Genomic DNA, 19223 nt, shown 5'->3' with positions numbered 1-19223 from the left:
AGCCGAAGGACGAACTCGGGGCCGCTCAGCCGCCGGAGCGGATCAGTGCGACGGGGAAGTCGCGAAGGATCTCCGAAACGCGCAGATCGCCGGCAACGTCGCGGTTGAAGATCGCGTCGGTCAGCTGGCCGGTTTCGATTCCGTCCGGCAGGACCACGCGCGTATCGCCCCAGTCCTCGGCCGGGATCAGCGGCAGGTCGACGCCTTCCATGAGCGCCATGGGAAGGCGCGGCGCGATCACGATCACCGCTTCGCTACCCCGACGACGGGCAAAGGCGACGATGTGCCCGGCCCTGGCGCCCGTCACCTCCAGCGGCAGGTACTCGCCTTCGCCGAAAAGCTCCGAATGCCGCTGCCGCAGGTCCAGCCCGGCGGAGAGAATACGCATCTTCGGCGAACCGGCCTTCCAGTCGGCGATCAGGTCTTCGGGCGAGCGCTCCGCGATCCCGTCCAGCATCCGGCGACGGAGGGCGAAATCCACCGGGCGACGATTGTCCGGGTCGACCAGCGAGAGGTCCCAGAGTTCGGTGCCCTGGTAGATATCGGGAACGCCGGGCGCCATCAGCTTCACCGCCAGCTGGGCAAAGCTCACCACCGCGCCCGCGGTGCAGATCGGCTCTATGGTCGCGGCGAAATTGGGCAGGAAGCCGCGATCCGCCTCGAAGGCGCAACCGACGAAGTGCTTCACCGCGTTTTCGTAGTCTTCCACCGGCGCGGTCCAGCTCGTCCGCGCCTTGGCCTCGCGCACGACCTTGATCATGTAGGCGCTCATGCGCTCCTTCAGCTCGTCGGTTCCGGCCTTGTCGCTGGCCGCCATGCCGGCCGGCCAGGCGCCCGCCATGGCCTGGTAGAAGAGCCATTCCAGCTCCGGCTCCGGCGCGACGCCGTCCTCGAGTTCGGTGCGGAACGAGCCGTTCATGTCGGACCAGCGGCCGACCGCCTCGCGCCAGAGCGCAGGAATCTCGCTGATCGTGTAGAGACGGGCGCGGCCGTCCTCGCCGCGCTTGGTGTCGTGCGTGGAGGTCGCGGAAAGGCCAAAGGGCTGTTCCTTCAACCGGTCATGCATGGCGGCGTGGAAGGCCGCGGGCGTGGCGCCGAAGCGGTCCGGCTCGCCGCCCACTTCGTTGAGCGCGACGAGGCGATTGTAGCGATAGAAGACGGTGTCCTCGAGCGCCTTCGCCATGACGGGGCCGGTGGTCTGCTGGAAGCGCGCGGCGAATTCCAGCGCCGTGGCCTGGTCCTCCGGATTGGGGAAGTCCAGCTTCATCATCTTGGAGATGAACGCCAGCGCGCCCTCGTCGTCGACCTGCCGGGCGAGCCGCGCGGCCTCGACGGCGCCGTCGATCAGTTCGATATCCTCCGGCTGGACGCCCTCGATGTTGACGTAGGTGCGATAGACCGGCAACGCCGCCGCTATCTCAAGGATGGCGCGGCGAAGGCTGTCGGAACCCACGTCGCGGGTATAGGGATCGCGCTCGGAGAGGCGATGCGCCATCTCCTTCAGCACTTCCAGCTCGCCCGCCAGATTGCGCGCCAGGATGGAGCGCTTGGTGGTCTGCACCATCGCCTTGTAGTCGGAGGGTTGACCGAGGAACGCCTGATAGGCTTCGTCCATCGGCGCCTCGCCGGCGGGATCGACGAAGATCGCGACCAGCGCCTGCATGAACTCGTAGCCCGTCGTGCCTGCGATCGGCCAATTCTGGCGCACGGTTTCGTCGGGACCGAGGATCTTCTCCACGACGAGGTAGAAGGGGTCTTCCGAGCCGATCGCCTCCTGCAGCTTGTTCAGGTAGGCCTTGGGGTCCGCAAGCCCGTCGATGTGATCGAGGCGGACGCCTTGAACCTGCCCGGCGGCGATCATTTCCAGGAGCAGCCGGTGCACGTCGTCGAAGACACGTGGCCGTTCCACCTTCACACCGACCAGATCGGCGATCTCGAAGAAGCGGCGATAGGTGAGACCCTCGCGGGCCGCGCGCCAATAGGTCAGCCGCCAGGCCTGCGCCTCGTGGATCTCGTGCAGGGCGTTGCGGTCGCCCAGCGTGTCGGCCAGCGCCCGGTCGAGCTGTTCCTGATGCTCCGGGTTTCCGGCCAGCGAGGCGAGCTCGGTCTTCAGGGGCTCGACGCTCTCCGGCCGCGCAATGGCGAAACGCCGGGCGAGTTCTGGGAACGGCTCCGTCTCGATGCGGCCGAGGATACGGGCATAGGTCGTGGGATTGAGCGGCAGCCGGTTTTCGAAATAGGCGAAGGAGATCGAGCCTTCCTCACTGTCGAAGATGAGGCCGAACATGTCGGAGGAGAGTGCTTCGCCGTAGGGCTGGCCGAGCACCGGGATGACCAGCTTGGGGGCCGACCAGTCGATGTCGAAATGGTCGGCGTAATCGCTGGCCTGGCCCCATTCCAGCACGCTGCGCCACCAGGGATTATACACACTCGCGCCCATGTGGTTGGGCACGAAGTCCAGGATCATTCCGATATCCTGCGCGCGGAGGGCCTCGGAGAGCGCGTCGAAACCCGGCTTGCCGCCGAGTTCCGGCTCGACCTCGTTGAAGTCCGAAACGTCATAGCCGTGAGTGGAGCCCGGCGTGGCGGTGAAGATCGGCGAGGCGTAGAAGTGGCTGACGCCCAGCTTCCTGAAATAGGGAGCGAGCCCGGCGGCCTCCCCAAGATCCATGTTGCCACGGAATTGCAGACGATAGGTGGCCGTCGGTTGCGCCATCAATGCCTCGGTCTCTCACGGGAAACCGCGCCGATGATAGCGCGGAACAACGGAAGTTCCGGGAGACGTTCCAGTTCCACCGGCAGTTTGTGCTGCCAGTTTCTGTGCTCGTCGGTGGTGCCGGGCAGGTTCATCTGCTCCGTCATGCCGGTCAGGTCCTCCACCGCCACGACGAAGAGGCGCGACGGCGTCGAGGCCATCAGCTGGTAGAGGCCGACGGCGACGTCGTAGGGCAGTTCCGCCGGCGCTGCTTCCTCGGCATGCATCACCGCCAGCAGCCGCTCCGGCAGCAGCCCGTTGTCGGAAAGCACGCCCAGCAGGCGGCGCTGCTCGTGGGCGCGATAGGCGCGGGCGGCCGGCATGTCCTCCGGCGTGATCATCCCGATCCCGGCGCGCACCTCAAGGTCGTGCCCGCCCCACCAGCCGGCGAGCGGCGGCAGATCGTGGATCGTGATGCAGGCGAGCGCCTCGCGCGGGTACTTGGCCGGCGGGATGAAATACTCGTTATCGTCCTTCTCGAAGAAGAAGACGCGATAGCCCTCGATCTTCATGGCTTCCATGACGTCGCGGAAGCCGGGCGGCACGACGCCGAGATCCTCGCCGATGACGATCGCCCGTCGGTCGTTGGAGACCTCCGAAAGGCTCCTCAGCATCTCCTGGAAGGGATAGCGGATGTAGAGCCCATCGCGGGCCGCGAGGCCTTCCGGGATCCAGAAAAGCCGATAGAGGCTCATCGCGTGATCGATGCGCACCGCGCCGCCGAAGCGGAGCACGGCATCGAGCGATTCCCGGTAGGGCTGGAACTCGCGGGCTTCCAGCGTGGCGGGGGACAGCGGCGCGAGGCCCCAATCCTGGCCGGCGGCGTTGAAGTAATCCGGCGGCGCCCCGATCCGCGCGGAGGGGATCGTCAGCTCGCGCTCCGACCATGTGGCCGATCCGTCGGAAGAGACGCCGACCGCGAGATCGAGATAGAGGCCGATCCGCATGCCGGCGGCGCAGGCCCGGTGCTGAGCCTCGCCCAACTGGCGATCGGCGTGCCATTGCAGCCAGACGTGGAAGGCCACGCGCTCGGCCTGCTCCTCGGCGAAGGCGCGAACCGAATCGCTGCCGGGGTGGCGATATTCCTCCGGCCATCCATACCAGCCGGCGCCATGGCCCTGCTGGACCATGAACTCCGACAGGGTCTCGAACAGCGCATGAAGGTAGAGCGGCTGCCCGAAATGGGCCGAGAATGTCTCGAAGCTCTCCGCTTCCGGTTCGTCGCCGCGTTCCGCCCGGGCACGAAAACGCTCGAAAAGGTGGATCAGCGCCGGCTTCTTGAGCGCCGCCACCGCGCGGTAATCGACGGTCTCGCAAGCGCGGGCATGGGCGAGGAGTTCTTCGTCGACCTCCAGTTCGTCGGCGCCGTCGATCCGGTCCACGGCGATGTAGAGCGGGTTCAGGAACTGGCGGTTGGAGGGTGAGAAAGGGCTGAAATGCTCCGGCCGCGCGAAAAACAAGGCGCTGAGCGGATTCACGCCGACGAAATCGGCTCCGTGTTCCGCCGCGATCTCGGAATAGCGGGCGAGGTCCTCGAAGTCGCCCATGCCCCAGTTCCGCTCCGACCGCAGGCTGTAGACCTGGGTGCTGACCCCCCAGGTGCGGTCGAGCCAGTCCGGCATGAAGCAGGTCACGCCATTTTCCAGCGCCTTCATCTCGCCGACATGCACCGCTCGCGCCACCGAGAGGGAGGCCTCAATGTCCTCGTCGGTTTCCGTGGCGACCCCCATCGCCCGGAGAGCCGCCCGCTTGCCGAGTTCGGTGGCGTGGCGGATCGTGCCGTTCAATTCCCTGAATTCGAGCTCGATGCCGTAACGAGTCGCAAGTTGGTCGAGCTTTTCGCTCATGCAGTATTCCTCGAGGGTTCTGCGTTTTCGTCGAAGAGGAAGACCAGCGACTGCGCCGGCAGGCTTCCGGCAATCAGGTGCTCGGCCGCGCCCGGCGTGCTTTCAAACAGCACGCGTCCCTCCGGGGCGACCAGCACGGCGGCGTTGTCCTCGCCGGCGTTGAAGTACATCGCGAAGCGGCCGCGCTTTCCGACTTGCCAGTGCACCACGAAGCCCTTGTCGCCCAGCATGTCGTAATGCCCGGCATGACCGGCAATCCCGGACATGCGGGGGGCGATCTCGGCCGCGCGGATCGACAGGAGCCGTTTCACGAGGTTCAGCCGCTCGCGGTGATAGGGCTGGTCGAGCTTGGTCCAGTCGAGCTTGGAGGCCTGGAAGGTCTCGATCGCGTTGGGATCGGGCACCTGCCGCTGGTGCGGATCGTTGGAGAAGCCCGTCCAGTGCCGGAACTCCTCGCGCCGCCCCTGCCGCACGGCTTCGCCGAGGTCGCCGTGGAAGTCGGTGAAGAAGTAGAACGGGTTCGTCTCGCCGTATTCCTCGCCCATGTAGAGCAGCGGAATATGGGGCGAGAGCAGCAGCGCGGCGGTCATGATCTCCATCGTCTGCGGCTCGCTCAGCGCGGTCAGGCGCTCGCCGAAGGCGCGGTTGCCGATCTGGTCGTGGTTCTGCAGGAAATCGACAAAGGTCGCCGGCGGCAGATGCGCGCTGCCGAAGCCGCGTTCCTTGCCGGTGGAGGGCGAGGTCTCGCCCTGATAGACGAAGCCGGTGGCCAGCGCCCGGGCGAGCTGCCGCATCGGGTCGTCGGAATAATCCCGGTAATAGACCTCGCTCTCGCCGGTGGCGATCGTGTGGAAGCAGTGGTGCACGTCGTCGTTCCACTCGCCGCTGAACTTCGCGATCTGCCCCTTGGGACCGCGTTCGTGCAGCGTCGTGATGTTGCGCGCGTCCTCCGTCGTCAGGTGAACGTGCCGATCCGTGATGCGGGCGCGGATCTCGCGCGCGAACTCCTCCAGGAGCGGCTCTTCCGACTGATCGTCGATCTGGTCGATCGCATCGAAGCGAAGGCCGTCGAAGCGGAACTCTTCCAGCCAATAGAGCGCGTTCTCGATGAAGAAGCGGCGGACCGGATCCTTCTCGTAGGCGATCGCCGCGCCCCAGGGCGTCTTGCGCTCGAAATGGAAGAAGTCCGGCGCGAAGAGATGGAGATAGCTGCCCTCGGGTCCGAAGTGATTGTAGACCACGTCGAGGAACATCATCAGGCCGCGCTCATGGGCGGCGTCGATGAGTTTCTTCAGGTCGTCCGGCGTGCCGTAGTCGACATGCGGCGTGTAGAGCATGACGCCGTCATAGCCCCAGCCACGCGTGCCGCCGTACTGGGCGATGGGCAGCAGCTCCAGGCAGGTGACGCCGGTATCGGCAAGGTGATCGAGCTTGCGGCAGATCGCGTCGAACGTACCTTCCGGGGTGAAGGTGCCGGTGTGGAGTTCGTAGAATACGGTTTCTTCCCAGGGACGCCCCTTCCAGTCACCCGTCTTCCATTCATAGGCCTTGGGGTCCCACAGGCGGCTCGGAGAGTGGACGTTGCCGGTCTGGGCGCGGGCGGCGGGATCGGGGATGCAGAAGCCGTCCGGCAGGACGAAGCGATAGCCGCCGCCGACCGGCACCTCGTCGGTTTCCAGCTCGAACCAGCCGCCGTCCGTCTTGGTCATCGGAACGTCGCGGCCGCTTTCCTCCGACCGCACCTGCATCGTCTCCGATGTCGGCGACCAGATCCGGAAGCGTGCGCCGCTCCCGGAACCGCTCCCGCCGATCAGCTCCGAGCCCCATTGCTTCTCAAACTGGAATGTCTTGCCCATCACGCCCGCCTGCCGCGCCAGCCGCCCTGCGCGGCTCATCGACCTGTCTCGCTGCGTCGACCCTGCTCTCGAGAAGAACAAGTGACCGTGCTTCAAGGGTGAAAGCGGCTCCGGGTTCCAGCGATTCCTCTTCGGGAAGGATTGTTCCTGTCGCCGTGTCCGTGAGAACCTGCCACGACGTCACCTTTCCCTGCTCCGGCAAGGTGAACGGGATCGCGTCGTGATGGGAGTTGACGAGGATCAGGAGCCGCTCCCCGTCGGCGCCGGAGAGCAACAGGCCGAGCACCCGCGATTGCGGGTTGGTCCAGTCCCCGTCCTGCATCTCCAGCCCGTCCGGCCGCAGCCAGACCACGTCTCGCGTGCCATGATCGTCGACCGGGCAGGCATGAAGGAAGCGGCTCTGGCGCAACAGCGGCCGCGTCTTTCGCAACGCGATCAGCCCGCGGGTGAATTCCATCAGCGCCTTGTCGCGGTCGCTGATCTTCGTCCACTCCATCCACGCGAGGTCGCTGTCCTGGCAATAGGCATTGTTGTTGCCGTTCTGCGTCCGGCCGTTCTCGTCGCCCATCAGCAGCATGGGCGTGCCCTGCGAGAAGAACAGGGTGGCCAGCGCGTTGCGCCGCATGCGGTCGCGCAGATTCAGGATCTCGGGGTTGCGGGTCTGGCCCTCGACGCCGCAGTTCCAGCTGCGGTTGTCGTCATGCCCGTCGCGATTCTCTTCCTTGTTCCCGGCATTGTGCTTCTCGTTGTAGGAAAACTGGTCCTTCAGCGTGAAGCCGTCATGGGCGGTGTAGAAATTGACGCTCGACCAGGCGCGCCGCCCCCGGCGCTCGAACATGCCGGACGAGCCCAGCGCGCCCGCCGCGAAAGCCGGGAGCATGCCCTCGTCGCCCTTCCAGAAGCTGCGCATGTCGTCGCGGTAGCGCCCGTTCCACTCCGCCCAGCCCGGCGGAAAGTTGCCGACCTGATAGCCGTTCGGGCCGATGTCCCAGGGTTCCGCGATCATCTTGACGTGGCTGAGCACAGGATCCTGCTGGACCGCGTCGAAGAAGACGGCGCTCGGGTCGAAGGAATCGTATTCGCGGCCCAGCGATGTCGCGAGATCGAAGCGGAAGCCGTCGACGTGGCAGTTCTCCACCCAGTAGCGGAGGGAATCCATCACCATCTGCAGCACGCGGGGATGGCGCAGGTTCAGCGTGTTGCCGCAGCCGGTCGTGTCGTAATAATAGCGGCGGTCCTGCCCGAGGAGGTAGTAGTTGGCGTTGTCGATGCCCCGGAAGGACAGCGTCGGCCCCATCCGGTTGCCTTCCGCCGTGTGGTTGTAGACCACGTCGAGGATCACCTCGATGCCGGCCTCGTGCAGGCGGCGCACCAGTACCTTGAACTCGTGCAGGTCCGCCCCCGGCGAAATATAGCGCGGCGACGGGGCGAAATAGGCGATCGTGTTGTAGCCCCAGTAGTTGGTGAGGCCCTTCTCCACGAGGAACCGGTCGTCGAAGAAGGCCTGGATCGGCATCAGCTCCACGGTGGTGACGCCGAGCTTCACGAGATGGTCGATGTTGCGGGGGTCGGCGAAGCCGGCGAAGGTGCCGCGCAGGCGTTCGGGCACGTCCGGCCGCTCCGCCGTCATGCCCTTCACATGCGCCTCGTAGATGATCGTATCCGCCCACGAGGTCTTCGGGCGGCGGTCGTCGCCCCAGGTCACGGCCGGGTCGATCACCACGCATTTCGGCATGACGAAGGCGGAATCGCGCCGGTCGAGGCTCATGTCCTCGCGCGCGGAGCCGACGCGATAGCCGAAATGCGCGTCGTGCCAGCGAAGGTCCCCCTGCAGCGCCTTCGCATAGGGGTCGATCAAGAGCTTGTTGGGATTGAACCGGTGTCCGTTGCGGGGATCGAACGGCCCGTGCACCCGGTAGCCGTAGAGCTGGCCGGGCCGCACGTCCGGAAGATAGCCGTGCCACACCTCGTGGGTATGCTCCGGCAGGACGACGCGGGCGATCTCCCGCCGCCCCGCCGGATCGAAAAGGCAAAGCTCGACTTTGTCCGCGTTGGCGGAAAACAGGGCGAAGTTCACCCCCGAGCCGTCCCACGTCGCTCCCAGGGGGTGCGGTGAGCCCGGCTCTACGCGTGTCTGCGCCATGTAATCGCTGTTCCCTTATCCCGTATATTCAAGCACGATTGTCGAGAGCGGGGGCAAGGTCACGATCAGCGAAGCCGGACGGCCCTGCCAGGCTTCCGCCTCGGTCTGGACGCCGCCGCCATTGCCGACATTGGAGCCGCCATAGATGCCTGCATCCGTGTTGAGCTTCTCCGCCCAGTAGCCTTCCAGCGGCACGCCGAGCCGATAGCCATGGCGCACCACGGGTGTGAAGTTGGAGACCACCAGCACGGGCCGGTCTCCCTCCTCGCCGCGGCGAAGATAGGCGAGCACGCTCTGGTCGGCATCGCTGCCGTTGATCCACTCGAAACCGCTCGGGTCGCAATCCCTGACGTGCAGGGCGCGGCTGTCGCGATAAAGGTGGTTCAGGTCGCGGATCAGGCTCTGCACGCCCTTGTGCAGCCCGTCCTCAAGCAGGTGCCAGTCGAGCGAGAAATCGTGCTGCCATTCCCGCTCCTGGCCGAACTCGCCGCCCATGAAGAGCAGCTTCTTGCCCGGATGCGTCCACATGAAGCCGAAATAGGCGCGCAGGTTCGCGAACTTCTGCCAGCGGTCGCCCGGCATCTTGTTCAGGAGCGAGCCCTTGCCGTGCACTACCTCGTCATGGCTCAGCGGGAGGACGAAGTTCTCGCTGAAGGCGTAATGCAGGCCGAAGGTCATCTGGTTGTGATGATAGCGGCGATGGATCGGATCCTGCTGCATGTATTCCAGGGTGTCGTGCATCCACCCCATGTTCCACTTGAAGCCGAAGCCGAGGCCGCCGGCATGAACCGGCGAGGTCACCTGCGGCCACGCCGTCGATTCTTCCGCCATGGTCGTCGCACCGGGCGCGTCGCCGAAGGAATGCGTGTTGACGGCCTTCAGGAACTCGACCGCTTCGAGGTTTTCCCGCCCGCCATGGACGTTGGGAACCCACTCGCCGGGATTGCGGCTGTAGTCGAGGTAGAGCATCGAGGCGACCGCGTCGACGCGGAGTGCGTCCACATGGTAGCGCTCCAGCCAGAACAGGGCATTGGCGAGCAGGAAGTTGCTCACCTCTCGCCGGCCGAAATTGTAGATCAGCGTGTTCCAGTCCTTGTGGAAACCGAGACGCGGATCCTCGTGCTCGTAAAGCGCCGTGCCGTCGAAGCGGACGAGGCCGAAGGCATCGCTGGGGAAGTGGGCGGGCACCCAGTCCACGATCAGGCTGAGGCCGGCGTCGTGGCAGCGTTCCACGAAGCGGGAGAAGGCTTCCGGATCGCCGAAGCGGCTGGTCGGCGCGAACAGGCCCACCGGCTGGTAGCCCCACGACCCCGAGAACGGATGCTCGCTGACCGGCATGCACTCGATATGGGTGAAGCCGAGATCCTTCACGTAGGGGATCAGCTCGTCCGCCAACTCGTCATAGCCGAGCGTGACGTTGCCGTCCTTGCGCCGCCAGGAGCCGAGATGCACCTCGTAGATGGAGATCGGTGCCGTGCGGTCCTGCTTGGCCGCACGTTCGGCCATCCACGCGCCGTCGTTCCATTCGCGGCTGGGCAGGCCATGCACGCGGGAGGCCGTGGACGGCGGGTGCTCCTGCGAGAAGGCGAGCGGGTCGGCCTTCTGCGGCAGGAGCTCGCCATGCGGCCCGACCAGTTCGAACTTGTAGAGCGCGCCGATCTCGACGCCGGGAACGAACAATTCCCAGATGCCGGCCTCGACCCGCTTGCGCATCGGATGGCGACGGCCATCCCAGTAATTGAATTCGCCGATGACGCTGACGCGTTGCGCGTTCGGCGCCCAGACGGCGAAGCTCACGCCCTGCACGCCGTCCACGGTGGCGGGATGTGCGCCCAGCCGCTCGTAGATGCGGCGGTGGCTGCCTTCGGCGAAGAAGTAGACATCCATCTCGCCGAGGATCGGCGGGAAGCGATAGGGATCTTCCGCTTCCCAATGCTGGCCGTGGCCGCCAAGCCGCAGCCGGTACTTGAAGGGGGCGTTGCGTCCCTTCACCGGGCCGGCGAAGAACCCGGAAGGATGGATCTGTTCGAGTTCCCCCACCGTCTGCCCGGAGACGGCATCGAGAATCTCGACGCTTTGCGCACCCGGCCAGAATACGCGGACCGAAAGCGTCCCGTCGGAGGCCGTGTGCATGCCCAGGAGCCCGAAGGGATCGCCATGGCGCCCGGAAACCAGGGACTCGACGGCCGCGGGATGCGGCCGCCATGCCTGCGAAATTTCAGTCACGTCCGAGCTCATGAAAGTCCCTTCGCTTCTGCAATCAGCTCAAGCACGCCCCGAACGGGGATGCCGAGCCAGGCCGGACGGTTCGCCGCCTCATAGCCCACTTCGTAGAATGCCTTCTGCAGAAGGAAGAGCTGCAGCAATCCGTTCCGCGTGCTTTCGTCTTCCGGCAGGAAGCAGCCCGAGGATGCGACCGACGAGTAGGCCCCGATGAAGTCCTTCTCCGCGCTTGCCTGCCAGGCCAGCGAAAGCTCGCGCAGTGCCGCTTCCTTCTCCGTGGAACGGGCGCGCGCCCGGTCGAAGGCGGTGAAGGCGGCATAGTCGAAGGAGCGGATCATGCCGGCCACGTCGCGCAGGGCCGAAGCCTTGGCGCGGCGTTCCTCCAGCGGGCGCTGCGGCTCGCCTTCGAAGTCGATGATCATGACATCGTTCTGCGCCACGAGCACCTGGCCGAGATGATAGTCGCCGTGGATGCGCGTCTTGCAACCGGACGGCTTCAGGCCGCGGAACTTCTCCAGCTTCGACAGGATCTGCTCGGACGACGAGAGAAGCTTCTCCGCGTTGGCCCGCGCGGCGTCCGGCAGGCCGGCCTTGGTGTTCTCCAGCGTGGCGAAGGCCTTGCGGGCCTCGCTCAGGGCGTCGTCCACCCAGGCGGATATATCGGTCGCGGTGATCTCTTCGCGGGCGAAGGCCGGATTGTCGGTCTCGGTGGAAAGGGCGGCGTGCATTTCCGCCGTGCGCTGACCGAGAACGCTGGCGATATCCAGCGGGAAGGGGAATTCCGCTTCCGCGCCGGTGTTTTCAGAGGTGATCTGGAACGTATCGAGGTGATGGTCCAGAGCATCCACCAGCGCGCTCCACGCATCGCCCTGGTTGGCGACGAAGCCGAAGACCGCGGCCAAGGCCGTGGGCTCGCCCTCGTTCGGCACGTATTCCGCCGCGGCGAGGAAGGGAGGCGTGTTCTTGAAGCCCGCCACTTCCGTCAGGAAGCGCGAGATCTCGATTTCCGGCTGCTCACCTTCGCGCGCCTGACGGTAGATCTTGAGCAGCGCGCTCTGGTCGAGAGCGATGGACGCGTTGCTCTGTTCCACCGAAAGCGGACGGATCGGAACGTCGAGGTCCAGTTCGTCGAAGGCGGCGGTCTTGGTGAAGCGAACCACACCGCCGCGAATTGCGCGTTCGCCGCCTTCCTTCATGGCCTTCAGCGCCTGAACGGTGAACTGCTCGTCCTGGACCGCGTCGATCAGCGCGCCGATGCGGGCCCCATACCGGGCCTTGGCCAGCGTGTAGGAAAGCTTCGGAGCGCCGAAGCCGAGGTTTTCCTCGCCCCACAGCACCGACATCGGGAAGAAGTATTGCTGCTGGCGGTCGTCGTTCAGCGTCACGTCCAGAACGACAAGCTTCTGCGAGGGCGAGATCGTCGCCAGCGGCTTGACGCTGACGCTCTTGATGCCCGTGCTCTTGGCCGCGAACCAGCGCTGACGCATCAGGAATTCAGGGAGGGCCACCTTTTCCAGATGCTGCAGCTCGCGCCCTTCCAGAGCCCGGTCGAGATTGCCGCCGGGGATGGTGAGGGTGACGAATTCCGGCAGCGGCTCGGGAGCCTGCGTATGCCAGCGCGGCGAATCCGCCTCGCTTGCCAGCACGAACCAGAAGAAGCCATAGGCCGGCAGCGTCAGCATGTAGGGCAGATCGCCGACAGGCGGGAACGCAGCGCGACCGATCATCTCGATCGGCACCGCGCCCTTGAAGGCGGAAAGGTCGAGCGTCACGGCCTGCGCGGTGCGCGACAGGTTCGCGACGCACAGGATCTTCTCGTCGCCCTCCTCGCGGAGATAGGCGAGCACCTTGCGATTGTTGGGATAAAGGAAGTTGATCGTGCCGCGGCCGAAAGCGCGATGCTCCTTGCGCACGGAGATCATGCGCCGCGTCCAGTTCAGGAGCGACGAGGCGTCGTTCTGCTGCGCTTCCACGTTCACGGCCTGGAAGCCGTAGATCGGATCCTGAACCGGCGGCAGGTAAAGCGCCTGCGGATTGGCGCGCGAGAAGCCGCCATTGCGGTCGGCCGACCACTGCATCGGCGTGCGCACGCCGTCGCGATCGCCGAGATAGTAATTGTCGCCCATGCCGAGCTCGTCGCCGTAATAGAGGACGGGCGTACCGGGCATGGAGAGCAGCAGGGCGTTCATCAGCTCGATCTTGCGCCGGTCGTTCTCCATGAGAGGAGCCAGACGGCGGCGAATGCCGAGATTGATACGGGCGCGCCGGTCGTTGGCGTAGGTGCTCCAGAGATAGTCGCGCTCTTCCGAGGTGACCATTTCCAGCGTCAGCTCGTCATGGTTGCGCAGGAAGATCGCCCACTGGCAGGCCTCCGGGATATCCGGCGTCTGGCGCATGATATCGGTGATCGGATGCCGGTCTTCCTGGGCGACCGCCATGTACATGCGCGGCATCAGCGGGAAGTGGAACGCCATGTGGCATTCGTCGCCGTCGCCGAAATAGGGGCGCGTATCTTCCGGCCACTGGTTGGCTTCCGCCAGGAGCAGGCGGTCGGAATAGCGCCGGTCGAGCTCGGTGCGGATGTCCTTCAGGACCTCGTGGGTCTCCGGCAGGTTCTCGTTGTTGGTGCCGTCGCGCTCCTTCAGGTAGGGGATCGCGTCCAGGCGCAGGCCGTCGACGCCCATTTCCAGCCAGAAGTTCATCACGCGCAGCACTTCTTCCAGAACGCGCGGATTGTCGAAGTTGAGATCGGGCTGGTGGGAATAGAACCGGTGCCAGAAGAACTGCTGGGCGACCGGATCCCAGGTCCAGTTCGATTTCTCCGTATCGAGGAAGATGATGCGCGTTTCCTCGTACTTCTCGTCCGTGTCGGACCAGACGTAGAAGTCGCGCGCGGCCGAGCCCTTCTTGGCAAGGCGGGCCTTCTGGAACCAGGGATGCTGGTCGGAGGTGTGGTTGATGACCAGTTCGGTGATCACGCGGATGCCGCGCCGGTGCGCCTCGGCTACGAACTCCTTGAAGTCGCGCATGTCACCGTAGGACGGGTTGATGGCGCGGTAATCCGCGATGTCGTAGCCGTCGTCGCGCAGCGGCGAGGGGTAGAAGGGCAGGATCCAGATCGCCGTGACGCCCAGGCTTTCGACATAGTCGAGCCTCTGCATCAGGCCGGCGAAATCGCCCATGCCGTCATTGTTGGAATCCTGGAACGCCTTGATATGCAGCTGATAGATGATCGCGTCCTTGTACCATTGGGTATCGGTGCGATCGATCTTGCCGTCGCGCGACGGCCGGCGGCGCGGCCTGGCGACTGCCTGGTCGTTCGTCATCTCGGGGGACACGGCTTCTTCTTGTGTCACTTTCGTATCCATCAGCGGATTTCTCCAGGCGGAACCAGACGCCAGATTGCATAGGGGCGCTGGTTCGGATCGAGCCACCAATGCTGTGTCTTGCCGTGCCAGACGATGCGCTCGCCGGTCACGAGATCTTCCATTTCGATCGATCCCTCGTCGGGCAGTCCGAACTCCCAGAGCGGAATTTCGAAGTGCGCGCCCTGCGGGTTATGCGGGTCGAGATTGACCATGAAGAGCAGGAAATCGTCCCGGCCCGGCGTCGCCTTGCCGTAGAACAGGATGTTGTCGTTCCAGGCGTTGTAGAAGGTGACGTTGGTGAAGCTCTGCAGCGCCGGATGGTCGCGGCGAAGCTTGTTCATCAGCCGGATGTCCGGGCGAATGTGGCCGGGACGGTCCCAGTCCCAGGCGCGGATCTCGTATTTCTCGGAGTTGAGATACTCTTCCTTGCCCGGCACCGGCTCCGCGTCGAGAACCTCGAAGCCGTTGTAGATGCCGTAATTGCCGCCGAGCGTGGCCGCCAGCAGCAGCCGGATCTGGAAGCCCGCGCGCCCGCTGGCGTGCAGGAAGACCGGGTTGATGTCGGGCGTGTTGGCGAAGAAATTCGGCCGCATGAAGTGGCGCGTTTCCGACGTCGTCAGCTCCGTCAGGTACTGCGTCAGCTCCGCCTTGGTGTTGCGCCAGGTGAAGTAGGAATAGGACTGGTTGAAGCCGACCTTCGCCAGCCGCGCCATGACCTTGGGGCGGGTGAAGGCCTCGGCCAGGAAGATCGTCTCGGGATAGCGATCCTGCACGCCGCGGATCATCCATTCCCAGAAGGGGAAGGGCTTGGTGTGCGGATTGTCGACGCGGAAGATCTTGATGCCCTTCTCGCACCAGAACAGCACGACATCGCGCAGCGCATACCAGAGCGACGGGAACGCGCCTTCGCGGTAGAAGTCGACGTTGACGATGTCCTCGTACTTCTTGGGCGGATTTTCCGCGTATTTGATCGAGCCGTCCGGCCGCCAGTCGAACCATTCCGGATGCTGCTTGATCCAGGGATGATCGGGCGAGCACTGGATCGCGAAGTCGATGGCGATCTCCAGCCCGTGGTCGCGCGCGGCGTCGATCAGCCGGGCGAAATCCTCGAAGGTGCCGAGTTCCGGATGCAGCGCATCGTGGCCGCCCTCTTCCGATCCGATTGCATAGGGGCTGCCGGGATCCGTCTCCGAAGGCGTCAGGCTGTTGTTCTTGCCCTTGCGGTTCTTCTTGCCGATCGGGTGGATCGGCGGGAAGTAAAGCACATCGAAGCCGAGGTCGCGCACGTAAGGCAGACGCTTGATGACGTCGTCGAAGGTGCCGTGGCGGTTCGCGTCGCCCGACTGCGAGCGCGGCATCATCTCGTACCAGGCGCTGAAGGCCGCTGCCTTGCGGTCGACGATCAGCTCCAGTTCGTTGTCGTAGCGCGAGAGATCCGTGCGCGGCCCGGCGCGCTTCATCAGCGCGGCGGTATCGTGCGCCATCAGGTGCGAGAGATGGTCGCCGTCGTCCTCGGTGGCATCGATGCAGGCAAGAAGATCCCGCAGCGCCGCCTTGTCCTTCTCGCCGCCGCGCTCGCCCTTGAGCGCGCGCTCCACGAGAGTCCGGCCCTCCATCAGCTCCAGATGGATGGGCACCCCGGCGCCGTGCTTCTTGGTGACCTCATAGCGCCAATAGGCGAAGAGGTCGCGCCAGGCGATGACGGTGTAGAGATAACGCGTGTTCTGGCCCAGCACGACGGAGCCGCGCCAGCGGTCGTTCTCGACGAAGACGAGCGGGTGCTCGTGCCACTCCGTCTCGTCATGCCGGCGGACCAGGAAGGCGGCGTCGATCTTGTCGTGGCCGTCGCAGAACACGTCCGCTTCGACCTGGAAGGGCTCGCCCACAGCGATCCGCGCGGGAAAGCGGCCGCCGTCGATTTCAGGGGAGACGTTCTCGATGGCGACCCGGTTCCCGGCGATCTCCTTCAGGAAATCGCCGATGTCGTGGGTGGTCTCGACCTGCGCTGCTTCTGGGCTCTTGTCCTTCCGGCCTTCCTTAACGTGCTGTGGGGTCTGAACTTTGTTCATGGGGGACGGCCTCTGAGCGCAGCGCGTTTCGGGTTGATGGCCCGCCGGGGGTCGCCGGTTGACCGTTCGTCTCGTGAAGGACGGCGAGGAAGCGTTCCCGCCACCATCCTACGCTCTCGGACACGATCTGGTTCCACAAAGCCTTGTGCCGCGCGCGACGTTCTCCGAGCGGCATCTCCAGCGCACGGCGGATCGCCGTGGCGGTTTCCGCCGGATCGTGCGGGTTCACCATCAAGGCTTCTTCCATCTGCTCCGCGGCGCCGGCGAACTGCGACAGCACGAGCACGCCGGGATCGGCGGGATCCTGCGCGGCCACATATTCCTTGGCGACGAGGTTCATGCCGTCGCGAAGCGGCGTGACGAGGCCTACGCGCGAGCGGCGGAAAAGCCCGGCCAGCATCGCCCGGGGCACCGGACGGTTCACGTAGCGCACCGGCGACCAGACGAAATCGCCGTAGCGGCCGTTCACCTCGCCGGTGATGCGCTCCAGTTCCGAGCGGATCTCGTCATAGGCCTGCACGCCCTCGCGGGTGGGCGGCGCGATCTGCAGAAGCTGCACCTTGCCGATATAGTTGGGCCACTTCTCCAGAAGGGAGCCCATCGCGCGCACGCGCTCCGGCAGGCCCTTGGAATAATCGAGCCGGTCCACGCCGACGATCAGCCGCTCGCTTTCCACCTCGCGGGCGAGCGCCCGAAGCTCCGGAGCCCGCGCGTTCTTCTCCGCTTCCGCCGCGAAGCTTTCCGCGTCGATGCCGATCGGGAAAGCCTCGATCCTGAGCGTCCGGCCGAAGCCGCGCAGCCGCCCGTCGTTGAGGCGGCGGCAGTTCAGATACTCCTCGGCGTAGCGGGCGAAGTTCTCGCGGTCGCGCACCGTCTGGAAGCCGACGAGATCGTAGGCGAAGAAGGTCTTTGCGAAATCGCGATGATGCGGCAACGCGGAGAACAGCTCCGGAGCCGGGAACGGGATGTGGAGGAAGAAGCCGATCCTGTTCGTCACCTGCTTCTGCCGGAGATGCGCGGCGAAGGGGATCAGGTGATAATCGTGCACCCAGATCGTGTCGTCGGTCTGGATCAGCGGCGCCACCTCGGCGGCGAAGCGCTTGTTGACCTCGAAATAGGTGGCTTGGCCGGTGGTATGGAGTTCGGCGAGATCGAGCCGGTAATGGAAAAGGGGCCAGAGGCAGCGGTTGGAGAAGCCTAGATAATAGTCCTCGAACTCCTTCTCCGTCAGGTCGACCGTGGCCGTGCTGACATTGCCGAAGGTCTGAATGTTCGGCCCCTTGCTGTGGGCCTCCGCGGATCGGGCGCCGCTCCAGCCGAACCAGAGACCGCCGGACGATTTGAGAGCCTCGCCAACTGCCACGGCCAATCCGCCGGCCAGATTGCCCTTGGACAGGTCCGCCACGCGGTTGGAGACGATGACAAGACGACCTGTCTTCGAGGCAGGCTGCCCTTGCCCGTCGCCGCGCATCGGCACTGCCCGCGATCGATCGAACTTTAATGACGCCATTAAACCCTCCTGATCGACGCTTTTACGTCAATCAGTAACAAAACATTTCAGGGTTGTCTGTGGTTCCGAGGGTGGAGGCCCGAAGGCGAACACTCCGACAGCCTCGACGGGCCGGCGAAACCCGGCCCAGGCGTCTGGAGGAAAAACTAGAGGAGGAAGCGCCAGGCCGGAAAGCCCGGCGTTTCGGAGCGGGCGGCGAAGAGCCCGCCGGAGAGCGGCAGCTTCTGAAGCTGCTCGGGATCGCGACCTTCGCGCAAGCTCGTCACGAACAGCGTGTGGAAGTCGGGGCCGCCGAAGCAGGGCATGGTGGGTCCGACGGCGGGCAACGGATGGAAGCCGAGCAGCTCGCCGTCGCGGTTGAAATGGTTAATGCGGCCGGCCGAGACGCCGGCGCTCCAGTAGGAGCCCCGCGCATCGCAGGCGCCACCGTCCGGCCGTCCGGTCGGATTGTCGAGCACGGCGATGCGGGTGCGGTCGGAAAGATCGCCGGTGCGCCGGTCGAAGCGCCAGCGGTCGATCCAGGGGCCGCGCGTGTCCGTGTTGAACATCCACTCGCCGTCGGGCGTCCAGGCGATGCCGTTCGGGATCTGGTAGCCTTCGACCTTCTTCTCCACCCGGCCGCCGGAGGTCACGCGGTAGAGAGAGCCGATCGGCTCCTTGTCCTTGCGGTCGTCCATGGTGGCGATCCAGAAGGCACCGTCGGGGCCGACCTTGCCGTCATTGCAGCGCGTCGCGGGCTGGTCCTGTTCGATCTCGCAGAGCACCTCGCGGCGCTCGGTCGCGGGATCGAACAGGACGATCCGGTCGCGGAGCGCGACGATAAGGTCGCTGCCCTCGGTCAGCCCGACGCAGGCGACCTCGCGGTCGAAGTCCCAGGAGCGCAGCTCCTTGGTCTCCACGCCGTAGGCGTAGAGCTTGAAGGCCGGAATATCGACAAAATACAGCGTGTCCGTCCGCTCGTCATAGACGGGGCTTTCGCCCGTCCGGCATTTCAGGTCGAGCAGGCAGGTGAACGCGAATTCCATCGAGGGCTCCCAGGCAGGACTAACGCGCGGAAACCGTCTCCAGCGCCTTGCGGAGGTCTTCTTCCCAATAGGGCTTGTTGACCACCGCGGTCGGCGCGTCGGCGAGTTCCGGCGGAACGGACATGGGGTAGCCGGTGGCGAAGACAACCGGCAGGCCCGGATGCATCTCGCGCGCCCTGGCGGCGAGCTCGGGCCCGCGCAGGTCCGGCAGGTTAACGTCGGTCAGCAGAATGTCGATGGTCTGGCCGTCGGAGAGATGGCTGAGGGCCTTGCCGGCGTTCGGCGCTTCCAGCACCCGATACCCCATATCCTCGACCATATCGACGGCGGCCATCATCAGCAGCGCCTCGTCCTCAACCAGAAGGACAGTCAGACGGCGAGCCGTATCAGTTTCAGTTCCAGACATTCTGTGCTTTCGTCCTTTTGG

Annotated in this window: 10 protein-coding genes; all 10 read right to left on the bottom strand. The window is 65.2% G+C overall.

The features are described 5' to 3' along the window. Nucleotides 1-25: 25 nt before the first annotated feature. The gene (gene treY, locus BMY25_RS15020) at nt 26-2716 is read right to left on the bottom strand and encodes a malto-oligosyltrehalose synthase (RefSeq protein WP_092497985.1); all 2691 of its coding nucleotides are present in this window, start codon (nt 2714-2716) and stop codon (nt 26-28) included. Beyond that, the gene (gene malQ / locus BMY25_RS15015; RefSeq protein ID WP_092497983.1) at nt 2716-4602 is read right to left on the bottom strand and encodes a 4-alpha-glucanotransferase; all 1887 of its coding nucleotides are present in this window, start codon (nt 4600-4602) and stop codon (nt 2716-2718) included. The genes treY and malQ overlap by 1 nt, the downstream gene beginning before the upstream one ends. Then, nucleotides 4599-6497, bottom strand: coding sequence for a malto-oligosyltrehalose trehalohydrolase (gene treZ, locus BMY25_RS15010; protein WP_238858359.1), 1899 nt, complete (start codon nt 6495-6497; stop codon nt 4599-4601). Before treZ ends, malQ begins: the two co-directional genes overlap by 4 nt. Next, nucleotides 6436-8601, bottom strand: coding sequence for a glycogen debranching protein GlgX (gene glgX, locus BMY25_RS15005; protein ID WP_092497981.1), 2166 nt, complete (start codon nt 8599-8601; stop codon nt 6436-6438). Before glgX ends, treZ begins: the two co-directional genes overlap by 62 nt. Nucleotides 8602-8616: 15 nt before the next feature. Further along, complete coding sequence (gene glgB / locus BMY25_RS15000; protein WP_092497979.1) at nt 8617-10839, bottom strand: 1,4-alpha-glucan branching protein GlgB; 2223 nt, start codon at nt 10837-10839, stop codon at nt 8617-8619. Then, nucleotides 10836-14150: a maltose alpha-D-glucosyltransferase gene (gene treS / locus BMY25_RS14995; protein WP_092498118.1), complete on the bottom strand. Its 3315-nt coding sequence runs from the start codon at nt 14148-14150 to the stop codon at nt 10836-10838. Before treS ends, glgB begins: the two co-directional genes overlap by 4 nt. A gap of 41 nt (nt 14151-14191) precedes the next feature. After that, nucleotides 14192-16261 carry an alpha-1,4-glucan--maltose-1-phosphate maltosyltransferase gene (locus BMY25_RS14990; RefSeq protein ID WP_092497977.1) on the bottom strand — a complete coding sequence of 690 codons (2070 nt, stop codon included), beginning with the start codon at nt 16259-16261 and terminating at the stop codon, nt 14192-14194. Beyond that, nucleotides 16230-17771 (bottom strand): alpha,alpha-trehalose-phosphate synthase (UDP-forming), encoded by a 1542-nt coding sequence (locus BMY25_RS14985; protein ID WP_238858357.1) that lies wholly within the window; start codon nt 17769-17771, stop codon nt 16230-16232. Before BMY25_RS14985 ends, BMY25_RS14990 begins: the two co-directional genes overlap by 32 nt. A gap of 146 nt (nt 17772-17917) precedes the next feature. After that, a complete protein-coding gene (locus BMY25_RS14980) occupies nt 17918-18796 on the bottom strand; it encodes an SMP-30/gluconolactonase/LRE family protein (RefSeq protein WP_092497973.1) in 879 nt (292 codons plus the stop codon). A gap of 19 nt (nt 18797-18815) precedes the next feature. Further along, on the bottom strand, nt 18816-19202 hold the full coding sequence (locus tag BMY25_RS14975; protein WP_092497971.1) for a response regulator: 387 nt from the start codon (nt 19200-19202) through the stop codon (nt 18816-18818). Nucleotides 19203-19223 lie beyond the last annotated feature (21 nt).

It is taken from the genome of Faunimonas pinastri, assembly GCF_900110915.1.
GTDB classification, from domain to species: domain Bacteria; phylum Pseudomonadota; class Alphaproteobacteria; order Rhizobiales; family Afifellaceae; genus Faunimonas; species Faunimonas pinastri.
This window is presented reverse-complemented; position numbering and strand designations above follow the sequence as displayed.